16 protein-coding genes are annotated in these 16001 nt (G+C 60.6%); 9 read left to right on the top strand and 7 right to left on the bottom strand.

The window, feature by feature from the left end; genetic code table 11:
• Nucleotides 1–58 precede the first annotated feature (58 nt).
• From G9X67_RS28170 to speB, 6 genes are all read right to left on the bottom strand, one after another.
• Nucleotides 59–1909 (bottom strand): LysR family transcriptional regulator, encoded by a 1851-nt coding sequence (locus G9X67_RS28170; protein WP_171600183.1) that lies wholly within the window; start codon nt 1907–1909, stop codon nt 59–61.
• Nucleotides 1910–2187: 278 nt separating this feature from the next.
• On the bottom strand, nt 2188–3159 hold the full coding sequence (locus G9X67_RS28165) for an ornithine cyclodeaminase family protein (protein WP_138331784.1): 972 nt from the start codon (nt 3157–3159) through the stop codon (nt 2188–2190).
• A gap of 156 nt (nt 3160–3315) precedes the next feature.
• Nucleotides 3316–3963, bottom strand: coding sequence for an amino acid ABC transporter permease (locus tag G9X67_RS28160; protein WP_138331783.1), 648 nt, complete (start codon nt 3961–3963; stop codon nt 3316–3318).
• On the bottom strand, nt 3960–4628 hold the full coding sequence (locus tag G9X67_RS28155; protein WP_011653827.1) for an amino acid ABC transporter permease: 669 nt from the start codon (nt 4626–4628) through the stop codon (nt 3960–3962). Before G9X67_RS28155 ends, G9X67_RS28160 begins: the two co-directional genes overlap by 4 nt.
• Nucleotides 4629–4772: 144 nt before the next feature.
• Nucleotides 4773–5570, bottom strand: coding sequence for a transporter substrate-binding domain-containing protein (locus G9X67_RS28150; protein ID WP_171600182.1), 798 nt, complete (start codon nt 5568–5570; stop codon nt 4773–4775).
• A gap of 84 nt (nt 5571–5654) precedes the next feature.
• Nucleotides 5655–6716: an agmatinase gene (gene speB / locus G9X67_RS28145; RefSeq protein ID WP_171600181.1), complete on the bottom strand. Its 1062-nt coding sequence runs from the start codon at nt 6714–6716 to the stop codon at nt 5655–5657.
• A 261-nt stretch (nt 6717–6977) separates the two neighbouring features.
• Here speB and G9X67_RS28140 point away from each other — a divergent pair, with 261 nt between their 5' ends.
• From G9X67_RS28140 to G9X67_RS28115, 6 genes are all read left to right on the top strand, one after another.
• A complete protein-coding gene (locus G9X67_RS28140; RefSeq protein WP_138331780.1) occupies nt 6978–8054 on the top strand; it encodes an extracellular solute-binding protein in 1077 nt (358 codons plus the stop codon).
• A 93-nt stretch (nt 8055–8147) separates the two neighbouring features.
• The gene (locus tag G9X67_RS28135; protein WP_164048436.1) at nt 8148–9032 is read left to right on the top strand and encodes an ABC transporter permease; all 885 of its coding nucleotides are present in this window, start codon (nt 8148–8150) and stop codon (nt 9030–9032) included.
• Nucleotides 9029–9868, top strand: a complete 840-nt coding sequence (locus G9X67_RS28130; RefSeq protein ID WP_138331778.1) for an ABC transporter permease — start codon at nt 9029–9031, stop codon at nt 9866–9868. Before G9X67_RS28135 ends, G9X67_RS28130 begins: the two co-directional genes overlap by 4 nt.
• Nucleotides 9869–9878: 10 nt before the next feature.
• Nucleotides 9879–10943 (top strand): ABC transporter ATP-binding protein, encoded by a 1065-nt coding sequence (locus tag G9X67_RS28125; protein WP_138331777.1) that lies wholly within the window; start codon nt 9879–9881, stop codon nt 10941–10943.
• Nucleotides 10944–11087: 144 nt separating this feature from the next.
• The gene (locus G9X67_RS28120; protein WP_043294771.1) at nt 11088–11945 is read left to right on the top strand and encodes a LysR substrate-binding domain-containing protein; all 858 of its coding nucleotides are present in this window, start codon (nt 11088–11090) and stop codon (nt 11943–11945) included.
• 126 nt (nt 11946–12071) lie between these two features.
• Nucleotides 12072–12425: a RidA family protein gene (locus G9X67_RS28115; protein WP_138331776.1), complete on the top strand. Its 354-nt coding sequence runs from the start codon at nt 12072–12074 to the stop codon at nt 12423–12425.
• Nucleotides 12426–12553: 128 nt separating this feature from the next.
• Here the strand turns inward: G9X67_RS28115 and G9X67_RS28110 are convergent, their stop codons facing one another.
• Nucleotides 12554–13045 carry a hypothetical protein gene (locus G9X67_RS28110; RefSeq protein WP_171600180.1) on the bottom strand — a complete coding sequence of 164 codons (492 nt, stop codon included), beginning with the start codon at nt 13043–13045 and terminating at the stop codon, nt 12554–12556.
• A 315-nt stretch (nt 13046–13360) separates the two neighbouring features.
• On the opposite strand from G9X67_RS28110, the gene sdhC reads away from it, so the two are divergent.
• The 3 genes from sdhC to sdhA are packed head-to-tail and all read left to right on the top strand — an operon-like array spanning nt 13361 to nt 15995.
• Nucleotides 13361–13756: a succinate dehydrogenase, cytochrome b556 subunit gene (sdhC, locus tag G9X67_RS28105; protein WP_138331774.1), complete on the top strand. Its 396-nt coding sequence runs from the start codon at nt 13361–13363 to the stop codon at nt 13754–13756.
• Between the two features lie 10 nt (nt 13757–13766).
• Nucleotides 13767–14147, top strand: a complete 381-nt coding sequence (sdhD, locus tag G9X67_RS28100) for a succinate dehydrogenase, hydrophobic membrane anchor protein (RefSeq protein ID WP_018448193.1) — start codon at nt 13767–13769, stop codon at nt 14145–14147.
• A 6-nt stretch (nt 14148–14153) separates the two neighbouring features.
• Nucleotides 14154–15995, top strand: coding sequence for a succinate dehydrogenase flavoprotein subunit (sdhA, locus tag G9X67_RS28095; protein WP_028743656.1), 1842 nt, complete (start codon nt 14154–14156; stop codon nt 15993–15995).
• The last annotated feature ends 6 nt before the right edge of the window (nt 15996–16001 follow it).

Below are 16001 nucleotides of genomic sequence, written 5' to 3'. Positions count from 1 at the left end.
GATAGGAAAATCAGAATGCTCCGCGCATGAGCGCGATTCGACACGATATGTTTTTAGATCACACCTGTCGGCCGAAGACGGCAACGAGTGACTGGATCATCGTCCGTTCGGCCTCGGACAGCGTCCTTTCGCCGGAGAAAATCACCGAGAGGTTTCCGGCGATGACGTCTTCCGTAATTGGCGCCGCGGTGAGGCGCCCGCTGTCGATATCCTGCTGGACCGAGGACACCGGCAGGACCGTACAGACCGGCAAACGGCGGACCATGGCGATGGCCAATGGCAGAGAACCGACGTCCATGACCGGCTCGACACGCAGATGCCGCGCGCTGGCGGCTGCCATGAACGCCTGATGGATACTGAGATGCTTGATTCCGAGAACCAGCGGAAATCCGCAAACTTCGGCCAGTGGAATCTCCGTTCGACCAGCAAGGTCCAAGGCCGGATTGGCAATGACCGACAGGCGCTCGCTCGGCCCGAGATGGATCCGGGTCATCTGCGTCTGGACGGCACCGACAATGGCCAGATTGAGCTCTCCCGCACGTACCTGGTCGTGAAGCACAGCGTTGGAACCTTCGATGATTCTCAGCCGGTATTCGGGATGGCCAAGGCGGGTTGCCGTCAGTGCCTGCGCCACCTTGTCGGTCATGACGCTGTCATGCCCCGAACTCGGCAGCATGCCGATTGAGATGGTCGCCTGTGTGTGGGCGGCAATATCCAGACTAGCCCGAACGAGGCTATCGATGCGCTCTTCGATCTCCAGGGTGAAGGGAAGCAATGCCTTGCCGGCCTTCGTGCTCTCGGCACCGTTGCGCCGCCGTTCGAACAGGGATTGCCCGACAACTGCCTCGATCTTCTGAATCTGAGTCGAAACGGAAGGTTGCGTAATATGCGCCGCGCGCGCCGCCGCCGAAATACCTCCGCTGAGATGCGCAAGGTTGAAGTAGTGCAATTGACGTGCCGTCAACTGCGGTCGAAAGACGATATTGGCCTCCGTTGCCTCCAGATTTTTCTTGAGGCTACAAAGCAGGGCGGACACGACCTCCTGGTCCGGCCCGTTTGCGCGCACGCCCAAGGTGCTCGACAAAGGCGGATCGAGGGGCTCCAGATGCAGGCGCGCAAGTCCGAGCCGGTCGGCGACCATACTGCGGGGCATCAGGAACCGCATTTGCGGAAACTCGTTGAGCAGTCGATGAAGGTCTGCCGGCTCCTCATCCATCAGGATCATGCGGTCGCGGATGCCATGCTCGTCCGCATATCGGATGACGGCATCGCGAAGTGCCTGACGCATTTTCAAAACGACAAATTTCTGATTGGGGGAGTGAAGATCAACCGCGGCCTCCGCCGTTCCGACGGAAAACCAGACCTCATCGTAAAAGGGCGTCATCGCAGGCAGGTTCGCAGATGGCACGCCGGTCATATAGCCGACTTCGATTTCCATCGAACCCGTGCTGCCGGGGATTTCCGCGGCCCTGTCATCAACAAGGGATTTTCCTCGCCCGTCTGCAAATATCACGTCGATCAGCAGGTCGGGCCGCTGGCGTTCCATATCTTCGACGGTACGTCCGATCGCCTTCGAAAATCGACCGATGGAGAAACTGAGATCGAGACGAATATCGATGCGAAGATGGTCCGTGTCCCCATTCCTCATCCGGCGCACGAACCTTTCGCGATGAAGGATGGCCGTTGCCTGCTGAAACAGCCAGAAGGCTGCCGGTAAAGGACTGAGGTGACCGCTTTTCCGGATGAAGAGCTTGAGTTGAAGTTCATTTTCCAAAGTACGCAGACTTGATGTCAGCGCCGAAGGAGCAATCCCAAGCTCGCGCGCGGTCTCTGCCAGCGTCGGGCTCTGACAGGCCAGCACGAAATGGGCCAGTTGCTGGATTTCGATGCGCGGCGGATTTGTATTCACTGCGGGTCTATATCGGATTGCACAAGGAGCTTACCCGACTATGGCACACAAAGCACTATACCGCACGAATATCAGCGCCGGCCCGTTGCTTCCCCTTCGCCCACCGAACCGACATAGGTCGGTTTCGGACTTTGGTCGGGCGCAGCACTGGCGATCGAATCCCTGGACATGCCAGGAGCGTCGAACCGGGAGCCCGTCTATTGAGGGTGCTCATTCCTCCTTAGAAAAATCGAGAATCTCCCGTCCCGATCATTCGCGATCGCCCGGATCAAAAGACGTCAGCCTGCGCTCAAGACTGCCTCATACACCATTGTCGCGGCGGCAAGATCAGCCAACGCCGTTCCGACTGCCTTGTAGAGAGTGATCTCGTCATTGGACGTTCGCGCTGGAACATCCCGGCGGCACAACTCGTCAAGTGTCGCACGCACCGCATCTGCAGCAATGACGCCGGCCCTGATCGGCTGAACCAGATCGCCTGCTTCGTGAAGGGCTTCGTGCGTGTCGATATAGACAGACGAGCGCCGAAGCGCCTCGTCATCGGCCTCGCGCATCGCCGGGGTGAAGCCGCCGATCAGATCGACGTGGGTGCCCGGCCGCAGCCATGCGCCGCGGATAAGCGGTGCTGTCGCCAGCGTCGCCGCACTGACGATATCGGCCTGCCGCACTGCTGCTTCCAGATCCGTGACGGCAGTGGCCTGGAGCCCACGTTGCCGGAGGCTCTGCGCCAGTCGTTCGGCGCTGGCGGGATCGATATCCCAGATATCGACATGCGCGATCGGCCGGACGGCGCGGTAGGCATCGGGTATGAGGCTCGCGACGCGGCCTGCGCCGATCACCAGCAGACGGTGGGCGTCCTTTCGGGCAAGATAATCCGCGGCAAGGGCCGATGCCGCTACCGTGCGGCGCGTGGTGATCGTGTTTCCGTCAAGTAGCGCAAGCTGCATCCCGGTCCGACCATCATAGAGCATGTAAGTCGAGGTCAAACCGGGAATGCCGCGCACCGTGTTGCCGGGAAAGACGGTGACGATCTTGATGCCAAGGTAGCGCTCCGACCGGTGCGTTTCATGCCAGGCAGGCATCAGAAGCAGCGTCGCATCCGGCTCGCCGCTATTGGCTATCGTGTGGTGATGCCGCACCGGCACGACACAGCCTTCGGCGAATGCTTGCCGCAGGGTCGCGACCAGCGCACCGAAAGGGAGGAGCTCGCCCGTTGTCCGGGCATCGAGAATACGGATTTGTGTGTCGGTCATTGAAACGATCTCCCGATAAGTTCTGGCTGCTGGATAAGGCGAATTCTCTGTGATTGAACGAGAGCGGCGCCGCCGCTGCGCGGCGTACCAGCTTTCAACCGGCATCGGCCCTTTGGACACGTCGTTGCGATCGGAATGCGGAGCATTGAACACCGCTCAGCCAAACGTCGCTTTCTTCTCCAGAAATCTGGCGTATTGCGTCAGCGGATAGCACAGGGCGAAGAAGATCACTGCGACGAGACCGTAGACCTTGAAAGGTTCGAAGGTCGCGTTGTTGATGGCGTTTGCGGTTTTCAGCAGTTCGTCGAAGCCGAGGATCGAGGCCAGTGCGGTGCTCTTGATCAACTGGACCAAGAACCCGACGGTCGGCGCGCGGGTGATCCGGAAAGCCTGCGGCAGGATGATAAGGCGAAGTTCGAGGAGACGATGCAAGCCCAGGCTGGCTGCAGCGTCCCATTGCCCGCGCGGCACCGCCTCGACGCCGCTCCGCCAGATTTCGGCAAGATAAGCGCTGGCGTAGAACGTCAGGCCGCAGACGGCGGCGGTCCATGACTCGATCCGGAAACCGAGCATCGGTAGGCCGAAGAACATCAAAAACAGCTGCATCAGGAGCGGCGTTCCCTGAAACAGGGCAATGTAGCCGGACGCGAAGCGGCGCGGCCAGCGTGTTTTCGATATCCGCGCAGACAGGATCGCCAGGCCAACGATGGCGCCGCCGGCAAAGGCTGCGAGCGAAAGCAGCAGGGTCCAGCGTGTCGCGAAGACAAGATTGCGCAGAATGTCCCAGAAGGTGAACTCAATCATGCCAGGCCGGCTCCCAGAAAACGGCGCTTTCCGGCGAAAAGCAGCCGGCGAAGTGCGGCGGACATCGAAAGGTAGATCAGCGTCGCCACCAGATAGGTCTCGAAGGAGCGGAAGGTGCGCGACTGAAGCAGATCGGCCTCCTGCGCCAGCTCGCGGACGGATATTTGCGAAACAACCGCCGATTCCAGCATCATGATGATGATCTGGCTCGTCAGCGCCGGAAAAATGATGGCGATCGCCTGCGGCAGGATGATCTTGAAGAACACCAGCCGAGGCCTGAGGCCGAGTGCCTGCGCCGCCTCCTTCTGGCCTCTCGGTATGGCATCGAGCCCGGCCCCGACCACCTCGATCGTGTAGGCCGCCATGTTGAGGGTCATGGCAAGGACGGCGGCAGTGATCGGATCGAGGCGAATGCCGAGACTAGGCAAGCCAAAGAAGATGAAGAACAGCTGCACCAGGAATGGCGTGTTGCGCATGATTTCCACATACAGGCCGACGAGCTTGCGCAACCAAGGATAAGGTCCCCGGCGCGCGGCTGCGCCGAGAATGCTGAGAACGATCCCGAGGACCGATGTGGAGACCGTCAGTGCAAGCGTCGTGCCTGCGCCATAAGCCAGAGCTCCCATTCCGTCCCAAAGCCAATTGAAATCGAGGCTGTATCTCATCGCTTGTCCTTTGGAGCCGGATGATCCGGGCCGGGTCGGCCCGAAATCCCGATCCGCCTCTCAACCAAAGAATTGGAGCATGATGCCACCGCAATCGCTTACGGCTTTCGGCATCATGCTCTGGTGAGTGGGAGGCCGTGCTCGTCAGTCCTTCAGGTTTTCAGGGTTGAGCGGCGCTTTCAGCCAGCTCTTCGAGCTTGCGTCGAGCGAACCATCGGCGATCATTGCGGCGACGCTGTCATTGACGACCTTCTTCAGGCCTTCCTCGCCCTTGCGGAGCGCGATGTGCGAGGGGGAGCTGAGGAGCTGGAACTTCTGCTCCGGCTTCAGCTCGTCCTGTCGTGCCAGAACCTGCGCGCCGACATCGTTGCCGACGACCATCAGCTGGGTCTGGCCGGAGATGAAGGCCTGGATGACCGAATTATAGTTCTCGAAACGCTGGATCGCAGCCGAGCCGGGGGCGACGGCCGTCAGCGACGTGTCTTCGAGCGTCCCACGATTGACGGCAACGGTCTTGTCGGCGAGGTCTTCCTTGCCGCTCACCTTCAGCGCAGCCGGACCGATGACGGCGATATAGTAGGGGGCGTACGGGGCGGCATAATCGATAACCTCGGCGCGCTCCTTCGAATAGCCGACGCTCATCAGCAGGTCGACGCGGTCGTCGTTCAGGTAGGCGATCCTGTTCTGGCCAGTAACGCTGACGAGATTGAGTTTCACGCCGAGCCCGTCGGCGATCTTCTGGGCGACGTCGACGTCATAGCCCTTGATGCTCATATCGGCGCTTGCCGAAGAGAAGGGCGGGAAATCGGAGAAGATGCCGATGTTGATCTCGCCTGCGGCCTTGATATCGGCAAGTTCGTCGGCCTGCGCGGCCCCTGCCAGGATGCCGAATACGGCAATTGCCGCGGTGGCGGTGTAGCGCAATTTCATAAGAGCAGTCATGTCGTTCCCCTTTTTGAGACGTGTTGTGCGACAGGTGATGGATGGCAGCGGGCGCGAGGCCCGCTGCCATTGTGGAGCTGGTTCTCAGGTCAGCCTTGTCCTGACCGCGGGACTGAACATCGCGAGGCACAGGAGTTCGAACAGGACCTGGGCGGCGATCTGCGCGGTGTTGGTGGTGTTGTCGTATTGCGGCGCGATTTCCACGACGTCGCCACCGACGAGGTTGATGCCCTTGAAGCCGCGCAGCAAGGTCAGGGCCTCCCTCGGCTGAAGCCCGCCGACTTCCGGCGTGCCGGTTCCCGGGGCGAAGGCCGGATCGAGGCTGTCCACGTCGAAACTGAGATAGGTCGGACCGGCACCGACAACCTCCAGAGCCTTTGCGATCACCGCCTTGAGCCCCATCTCCACCACCTCTTCGGCGTGAATGACGGTCATGCCGGAGGCAAAGGAGAACTCCCAGAGATATTCGCCGCCGCCGCGGATGCCGATCTGGATCGTACGCTTCGGATCGAGCACACCCGCCAGAACCGCCTCGCGGAAGGGCGCGCCGTGATGGAACTTCGAGCCCTCATAGGGACCAGCGGTGTCGCAATGAGCGTCGATGTGGATCATGCCTACCGGCTGGCCGGCCGCCAGGCCCTTGAGGATGGCGCCGGAGATCGAATGGTCGCCGCCGACCGACAGCGGGATGACCCCGGTTGCCGCGATCATCCGGTAGCAGGCCTCGATGTCGGCATGGCATTCGGCCAGGTCGAACCGGCTGCGCATCGGCACGTCGCCGACATCGGCGACCTTTAGCCCTCCCATTGGCGCGACACGCAGAACATGCTCGTAAGGGCCTATACGCTCGACAGCCCGGACGGCCCGCGGCCCCAGCCGCGCGCCGGCGCGATTGGTGACGCCGAGGTCCATCGGCACGCCGATCAAAGCCACGTCAAGCGCCTCAAGCACCTCGGGCTGCAAGCCGTTCTCGATGAAACGGGCATCCAGAAAGGTCGCAGGATCGGCGAAGGGCCATTTGCGGCTGTCGCCGTCCTTGAATACGCTCGCCGCCACGGCGCGGAAGTGCGGATCTTCCATCTCCCCGCCTGCAGCGCTGCCGAAGCGCTTTCTCAAGTCTTCCAGAAAATCCCGGTCAATGGTCAAGGCAGGCTCCCACGGTATTGATGCTGCCATCATCATCGGCGCCGCCCGCTTCTCTTGGAACCGCGAAAATTCGAGAGGGGATATAACGATTCTTGATAGACCAGGCCTGCCGAGGCTCCGCGAAGCGGGTAGTGCGTTCATCCGGACGTTCAGAAAACTTTATAACCCGGCGAGAATTTTCCCACTACCGCGGTTGGTAACCTCCAAGCAGTCTCCGATGCGAACGGTCCGGCAGAGGGCCGACAACAAAGGGGACCTACCATGTTGCACGATATGACACGCCGCCGCTTCCTCGGATCCGCCGCTGCCGCGGGGATTGCCGGCACGATGACCGGGTTTGCGAGATCCGCCGCAGCCGGCAGCGGCAATCTGACCGCCGTCGAATGGGGCGGCGATGTCGTCGAAGCGATGAAACAGATTGCCGCCGACCAGAATGCGGCGACATTCAACTGGGTTCTTCATCAGGGCGGCGCGGGCGCGATCCTGCCAAAGATCAAGGCCGTCTGGCCGAATGTCGACTACGACTACGTCGCCGGCTGGGAAGGCTCGTTCAACAGCATGGTGAAGGAGGATTGGCTCGAGACCATCAATCCTGCCGATATTCCCAATCTTGCGAATATTCCCGAGAAAATCATCATTCGTGACGGCAAGGGCAACATCAAAGCGGTCCCGCGCGCAGTTGGCGGCATGTATTTCGGCGCCCGAACCGACACGGCTCCGATCGCTGTGAAGACCATCGATGATCTGCTGAGCCCCGATCTCAAGGGTGCGATCTGCTGGCCGGGCCCGACACAGAGCATGATGCTCCAGATTGTCGCGCTCGCCCTTCACGCCGGCGGCAGTGAAACGAATATGGAACCCGGGTGGAAGCTCATGACGGAATTGGCGAAATCCGGCAATATCGGCCGCGTCGCCATCACCGATATTGACTTCACCAATTCGCTAACGTCGGGCGAGACCTCCGTCGGCTTCTTCGCTGAGCCCGGCTGGGCGGCCGTGGCGAAGAACTTCCCAGTTACGCGTTTCACCAAGGACAGCAACTTCAAGGCCTTCCTCTACCAGAGCGGTTTCGGCGTGCTGAAGAATAGACCGAGCACCAAGGCAACGCTCGATTTCGTCAACTTCGCGATCAGCCCAGACATGAATTCGCTCTACGCCAAGGTGGCTGGCGAAGCGCCGTTGAACAGCAAGGCGGTCACGCCCGACAACCTCAAGCATCTGTCCTTCACGTCGGACGAGTTTTCGAGCTTCGTCTATGTGCCGGACTACAATGTCGTTCTCGAACAGCAGGATGCCTGGTCCAAGCGCTGGGAGCAGGACATCGCCCCGTTGCTCTAAAGCGTGTCGCGGCAGGTTGCCGAAGGCGCGGGCGCGGCTTCGGCAATCTCCCTTTCTCATGGCCCGCAAGGGCGAGGAAAAGGCTGTTCCACCATGACCAAGGTAAGGCGGCAACCCGTTGCCATTTCTATTCCGGATCGCCGAGATGCGGCCCTGACGCTGGGGCCAGCCCTCCTGGTGTTCGCATTCGGTTTTCTGTCACCGCTCATCAACCTGGCAATCGAAAGCTTGAAGGAGTTTACGCCGGGGCGCGTCGGCTCCGTTGAAAATGCCGCAGCAACGGTCCAGAACTATTACGAGCTTGCAAACCAGGCGTTTGCAAGTGTCCTGCTGACGACCTTCTGGATCGGTGGAGTTGCCGCGATCATCGGCCAGCTTGTGGCATTCCCGCTGGCCTATTTCATCGTGCGGCGCATTTCGCCGCGGATGCGCACGCTCACCCTCGGCTTTTTGATTACGCTTGTTCTTTCCAGCGTCCTGATCAAGACATATGCGATCGAACTGACCTTCGGGTCGGTCGGCATCTTCCGCCCCTTCCTCTTGACACTTGGCCTTTCTCCCAACAGCCGCGAATATATCAATATCGTCGTTATTGCGGGTCTGGTTCACTCGATCATACCGGTCGCAACGCTAACGCTGATTGGCGCGATGCAATCGATCGATCCGCGTCTGCTCGATGCGGCCCAGTCGCTGGGCGCGCCGGGATGGAAAGCCCATCTGTCGATTACGCTTCCCCTGAGCTTCCCGGCTCTGATCTCAAGCACGCTTGTGTCGCTGACTTTCGCGATCAGCGCCTTCGTCATCCCCATGGTGCTCGGGAGGGGCAGGGTGCTTTTCATGTCGAACGTCATTTACACCCGGTTCAGCGATATCGCCAACTATCCGAGCGGCGCGGCGATCTCGCTCGTCATGCTTGCCGCGGCCTTGGCGGTCGTCGCTGTCATAACGTTTGCGCAGGCCTGGAAGGTTTCCCGATGAGCAGACAGTCTCTTGCAGCGCGAACCGGAGACCGGATCGCCGCTTCCCTTGCCTACGGTGTCATCGGCCTTGGATTGGCGTTCCTCGCCATCCCGTTGGTGATAACCTGCCTCATGGCTTTCGACGCCAGGACCTACCTCGGCCCGATGCCGCCACCTACGCTGTCGCTTCACTGGTTCGAACGGCTCGTCTCCCAGGCGGATATCCTTGCCAGCCTGCGCACCAGCCTCATCTTGGCGGTACTCACGACGGTTCTGTCCGTCACCATCGGAACTGCGGCGGCTGTCGGTCTTGCCCGGGGCAATTTTCCAGGAAAGGCAGCGCTGACTTCGGCCTTTCTCTCGCCACTCATCGTCCCGCCGGTCGTGATTGGATTCGGCCTGCTGCTTTTCCTTTCCAAGGCCGGTATCACAAATGGTATGGCACGCCTGCTCCTCGGCCACGTGATCATCACGTTGCCCTATTGCATAAGGACCAGTCTCGCCAGCCTTCTCGGCAGCGACCAACGATTGACGGAAGCCGCAATGGTTCTCGGCGCCACCGAGCGCCAGGCCTTCTGGACCATTACCCTGCCGCTCATGCGGACCGGCGTCGTCACCGGCGCGATCTTCGCCTTCGCAATTTCGATGGATGACGTATCGATCAGTCTCTTTCTGAGCGATCCGTCCGCAACAACCTTGCCTGTTACGCTGGTCAGCAACATGCGGGCGGCTTTCGATCTGACGATCGCCGCGGCGGCCGTGGTCCTGATTGCCGTCACCGCGTTGCTGATCGTCGTGCTGGACCGTGTCGTCGGCTTCGATACCGTCGTCGGCCAGGGTCTGTTTCGTTCATGAGGACAATACGATGAATTCTGCCGTGGAATTTCGAGGGGTCAGCAAGCGCTTCGGCGAAACGGTCGCCCTCGGTGATATCTCCTTCTCGGTGAACCCAGGTGAAACAATCGCACTGCTTGGACCGAGCGGCTGCGGCAAGACCACCATTCTTCGGCTCATTGCCGGATTCGAGCGGCCCGACAAAGGCTCGATCCTGATCGACGGCGAGCCGATGGCGGGATTGAAACCCTATGAGCGCAATGTCGGGCTGCTGTTTCAGCACTACGCTCTTTTCCCGCATATGACCGTCGAACAGAACATCGGCTACGGACTTCGCCATCGCAACCATCCGCCGGGGCAAATACCGCGCCGCATTGCCGAGATGCTTGAGCTCGTCCGGCTCACCGGTTTCGGACAGCGGCGGCCGCACCAGTTGAGCGGCGGCCAGCAGCAGCGTGTTGCGCTTGCGCGGGCGCTCGCCACCCATCCGAGCCTCCTTCTTCTGGATGAGCCCCTGTCGGCCCTCGACGCCAAGCTTCGCCATGAGCTGCGCACCGAATTGAAGGATGTGCTCGCCGCGGTCGGCTCGACCGCCATCGTGGTAACCCATGACCAGGAGGAAGCGATGAGCCTGGGAGAGCGCATATTCGTGATGAACCGTGGAGCAATCATGCAATCCGGCAGACCGGATGATGTGTATTGGCGTCCAGACTCGCATTTCGTCGCGGATTTCATGGGTCGGACGAATTGGATTCATGGCTCGATTTCGGCTGCGGGCGGAACGGTCCGGAAATTTCGCTCCGAATCCGGCTGGGAGTTTCCGGTCGCGTCCACGGGAAGTCTTTCAGGCGCCGCCGAGATTTGCGTGAGGCCGGAAAGCGTCGAGATGTCGTCCGGCGCTCCGGCTGTTGGAGCCATGCCCGGACGTGTTGCCGACGTCGTGACGCTCGGCGCCTTCAGGCATATCGTTCTGGACCTCGCCAGTGGCGACCGCATAATCTCGGCTTGCCCGAATCGTCCAGACATAGCTTTCGCTCGCGGGCAGGAGATCAGCGTTTCCATTCCACCCGAGGCATGCGTTCTCTTCGCGCGATAAGCTGGCATTGATGGGGCGCAGCCTGCACTGCGCCCGGGCTAAGGGTCACCAGTTGCCGGAAGGACATGGTTCGTCCAATATCCGCTCAAAGGCGGAGAGGCCCTCGGCTCTCGAGCGACACAAAGTATGGAATGCGGGCTTTTGATGCTTGATCTTGATTCCTATCTGCTGCGTGCATTTCTGACCGTCGCGGAGATCGGCACCGTCAATGGAGCTGCCGTCAAGCTGAACAGAACGCAGGCGGCCGTGAGCATGCAGATCCGCAAGCTGGAGGAGCTTGTCGGCGTTACGCTGTTTTCGCGTTCGTCAAAGGGCCTCGAGCTCACGAGCCATGGGCAGATCATGCTGGCTTATGCCCGCGAAATGGTCGCCCTCAGCGACGAGGTCGGGAAAAGGCTGACAGGCAAGATGATCGAGGACCGCATTCGCCTCGGCGTCGTTGAGGACTTCGCAGCCGGCCACCTGATCGACATTCTTAGTGCCTTCAGAGCCCAGAACCCGAAGGTCGAGATCGACATCATTGTCGAGCCGAATCGCCGCCTCGCCAAACTGTTTGAAGACAGGAAGCTGGATCTCGTGGTTTGCGACATCACCTGCCTCTCGCGAAAACCGACCCTGATCTGGACCGAATATTTGATGTGGACGGTCAGATCCGACTTCGTGGTGGATGCGGAAAAACCGCTTCCCATCATTATGTTCGAGGAGGAGTGTCCCTGGACGCTCCCGACGATTGCGGCTCTGTCCCAGCGGAACGTCAAGTGGAAGACGGCGTGCGTCGCATCGACGCTGGTGGCCATGGCGACCGCGGTTCGCGTCGGTATCGGTATCGCGCCAATGATGCTCACCACGAAACCGGAGGGTTGCCGGACGCTTGACAGATCGGCGGATCTGCCCGGTCCGGTGCGTATCGAGATCGGTCTCTATGCTCAACCCGAGACGGCCGAAGGTGCGCGCTACCTTGTGGACTTCATTTCGCGGCATACGGCCATATTGTCCAGCTAGGAGCGTTCAGCTTCCATTATATCGGGTCAATTTAATTCCCTCTACCGGAGTGGCGAGCGAAGCCCCACAGTGATCCATGAGGGTCGACGACCCAATCTCAAGCATTGATGGAAGTCTGCGAATACGATGATGGGGCAAGCCAAAGTTGACGAAACTCTCCTCGCAGATGCCGCCTATCTGCCCGGCCAGGTCGCAAACCTGACGAGGGGAGCGAGCGTGACGGCGCAGACCAACGAAATACTGGAGCGCATCAATGACATGCTACTGCGCGAAGGTACTGACAAGTCAGAGATCATTCTCGCCAATATCTGGCTCAGGGACCTTGCCTCATTCGAGGAAATGAACAGAGCCTGGGATGCTTGGATGCCGGATAGCGGAACGCCACGGCGGGCGACGTTTGAGGACAAGAATCTCCCGCCGATGTGCGCCGTCCGTATTGACGTAGCCGCGTCGCGAAAGCGTGGGACCGGGCAAATTTGAGCCGCCTGCGTTCGGCATCATGCTCTAAAGCGCGTCGCGATCTTTCAGACTCGCTCCTCGCGCTTTAAGCCTTTGTTTTTACGCATGTCGTTGTCGCAAAACCGCGGCACACTTTTGCGCGACATGCTCTAAGGCCGGATGACGCAGACATTGGCCTCATAGACGCAGGGATCGTCCTGCACTGCAATATCGATGACTTTCGCTTTCGGGGCTAGCGGCTCAGGCCGCGCGGGAGGATAAAAACCGTAGCGCTCGCCGCCGACATAGGTTCCGCCATCGGCCTGATAGACGTAAGACGTGCCGGCATAGGTGTCGCCACCGTCACTCTGCGCCTGGGGTGCGACGACGATGATATTGTTGCGGGTGACGCGATTGGTCGCCGGCGATGAAAAATGTTTCAGGAACGGCATCCGTTCTTTGCGGCTCCGATATCGATAGGCGTTGTCGAAACGGATGCTGCGATTGCGCCAGTTCACACGCTCGTCGAGAAGCAGTCCGCCATGAAAAGCATGGCGATGGTCGGAAAAGCGACGATCATGACGGCGGTCGCCGGCTTCGGCGGGAAGTGCAGCGAGTGCGGACAGGGCAAGCAGGGCGACTGCGGACAGACTGCGAAACATGGGTAGCCGGCCTCCGGAATTCCGATCCCTAACAAATCGTTAACGCCAGATTGCGCCAAAAGGCGGAGCTTGTCCATTCAGGTCGGACAACCGGCACAAAATTTGAGCGGAAGAGACCAGTTTCTTTAGCCTGCAAACTTCCCGGTAACGCGAATCGATTAAATTAAAAGCAGACAGCGATTGTGCTTGTCGTCGGCGGTTCCGGTGATTAAACGTCGCAATTGATGCAACGCACACAGAGAATTTTGTCATTCGTGTGGTTGACTGAGCATGCTCCGAAATCCGGGAGCGCAGAGAAGCCGCCGCGAGGTTCTGATGGCGAACGTGACAAATAACCGGCCCCTATCGCCGCATCTGCAAATCTACAAACCTATCCCCACCATGGTCATGTCCATCGTCCACCGCATCACCGGTGGCGCGCTCTACGTTGGCACGCTGCTCGTCGCCTGGTGGCTGATCGCGGCGGCAAGTGGCCAGGGCTCCTATGACTGGGCCAACTGGGTGCTCGGCAGCCTTCTCGGCAAGCTCGTGCTTCTCGGCTATACCTGGGCGCTGATGCACCACATGCTCGGCGGCTTCCGCCACTTCATGTGGGATCTCGGCTATGGCTTCGGGAAAGAGTTCTCGACCAAGCTCGCCATCGCCAACATCATCGGGTCGCTCTGTCTGACCGTGCTGGTCTGGGTGATCGGCTTCCTCATTCGCTTCTGAAGGTCCTCTCATGGATATGCGCACCCCCCTCGGCAAGGTTCGCGGGCTCGGCTCCGCCAAGGACGGCACGGATCATTTCTGGCGCCAGCGGCTGACGGCCGTCGCCAATGTTCCGCTCATCCTCTTCTTCGTCATCTTCATGCTCGCCTATGCCGGCGCGCCCTATGCGGATGTGGTTCGCGCGCTGTCGAACCCCTTCGTCGCGGTCGTCATGGGGCTGATGGTGATCTCGGGCGTCATCCACATGAAGCTCGGCATGCAGGTCATCATCGAGGATTACGTGCACGGCGAATTCGGCAAGATCGTTCTCCTGATGCTGAACACGTTCTTTGCGATCCTGATTGCCGGCCTCTGTCTCTTCGCCATTCTGAAAATCGCATTCGTAGGATAGACTGACATGGCACCGACTTCACCCGCCCAGAATGGCAAAGCCTACAAATATGTCGATCACTCCTACGACGTGATCGTCGTCGGCGCCGGCGGCGCCGGGCTGCGCGCCACGCTCGGCATGGCCGAGCAGGGTTTCCGCACGGCCTGCATCACCAAGGTATTTCCGACCCGCTCGCATACGGTCGCCGCCCAGGGCGGCATCGCCGCCTCGCTGCGCAACATGACGCCGGATAGCTGGCAGTGGCACCTCTACGACACCGTCAAAGGTTCCGACTGGCTCGGCGACGTCGACGCCATGCAGTATCTCACCATGGAAGCGCCGAAGGCGGTCTATGAGCTCGAGCATTACGGCGTGCCGTTCTCGCGCAACGAGGAAGGCAAGATCTATCAGCGCCCGTTCGGCGGCCATATGCAGAATTACGGCGAAGGCCCGCCGGTACAGCGCACCTGCGCCGTTGCCGACCGTACCGGCCACGCCATCCTGCATACGCTCTACGGCCAGTCGCTGCGCAACAATGCCGAGTTCTTCATCGAGTATTTTGCGCTCGACCTGATCATGTCGGAAGACGGCAGCCGCTGCACCGGCGTCATCGCCTGGTGCCTGGATGACGGCACGATCCATCGCTTCGCCGCCAAGATGGTGGTGCTGGCGACCGGTGGCTACGGCCGCGCCTATTTCTCGGCAACGTCAGCCCATACCTGCACCGGCGACGGCGGCGGCATGGTGGCGCGTGCCGGCCTACCGCTGCAGGACATGGAATTCGTTCAGTTCCACCCGACCGGCATCTATGGTTCGGGCTGTCTGATCACCGAAGGAGCGCGCGGCGAAGGCGGTTATCTCGTCAACTCCGAGGGCGAGCGCTTCATGGAGCGTTACGCGCCTTCGGCCAAGGACCTTGCCTCGCGCGACGTCGTTTCGCGCTGCATGACTCTGGAAATCCGCGAGGGCCGCGGTGTCGGCAAGGCGAAGGACCACATCTTCCTGCATCTCGACCATCTCGATCCGGCCGTTCTTCATGAACGCCTGCCGGGGATTTCCGAGAGCGCCAAGATCTTCGCCGGCGTCGACGTCACGCGCGAACCGATCCCGGTTCTGCCGACCGTTCACTACAATATGGGCGGCATTCCCACGAATTATTGGGGCGAAGTGCTGAACGCCGACGGCGCCAATCCGGAACGGATCATCCCCGGCCTGATGGCTGTGGGTGAGGCCGGCTGCGCTTCGGTGCACGGCGCCAACCGCCTCGGCTCCAATTCGCTGATCGACCTTGTGGTCTTCGGCCGTGCCGCTGCGATCCGTGCCGGCGAGGTGATCGACCGCGCAGCGCCGATCCCACATCTCAACGTCGCAGCCTGCGACAAGATCATGGACCGTTTCGACGGTTTGCGTCACGCCAGCGGCGGCACGCCGACGGCGGAACTGCGCGAGAAGATGCAGCGCGCCATGCAGGAAGACGCCGCGGTGTTCCGGACGCAGGAATCGCTGGAATCCGGTTGCCGGCGCATCTCGGCAATCTGGGGCGAGATGAAGGACATCAAGGTCACCGACCGCTCGATGATCTGGAACTCGGATCTGGTCGAGACGCTGGAGCTGCAGAACCTGATGGCCAACGCCATCACGACGATCTACGGCGCCGAGGCCCGCAAGGAGAGCCGCGGTTCGCATGCCCGCGAAGACTATACCGAGGGTGCATTCGCTGGCCGCGACGACGTCAACTGGCGCAAGCACACACTCGCCTGGGTGAACGAGGCAGGCGATGTGAAACTCGACTATCGTCCTGTTCACACCGAGCTCATTGCCGAAGGCATCGATCCGCACAAGATCGAGCCGAAGGCTCGCGTGTACTGATCTCAA

The sequence above is a fragment of the Rhizobium sp. WYCCWR 11152 genome (assembly GCF_013087615.1).
GTDB classification, from domain to species: domain Bacteria; phylum Pseudomonadota; class Alphaproteobacteria; order Rhizobiales; family Rhizobiaceae; genus Rhizobium; species Rhizobium indicum.
This window is presented reverse-complemented; position numbering and strand designations above follow the sequence as displayed.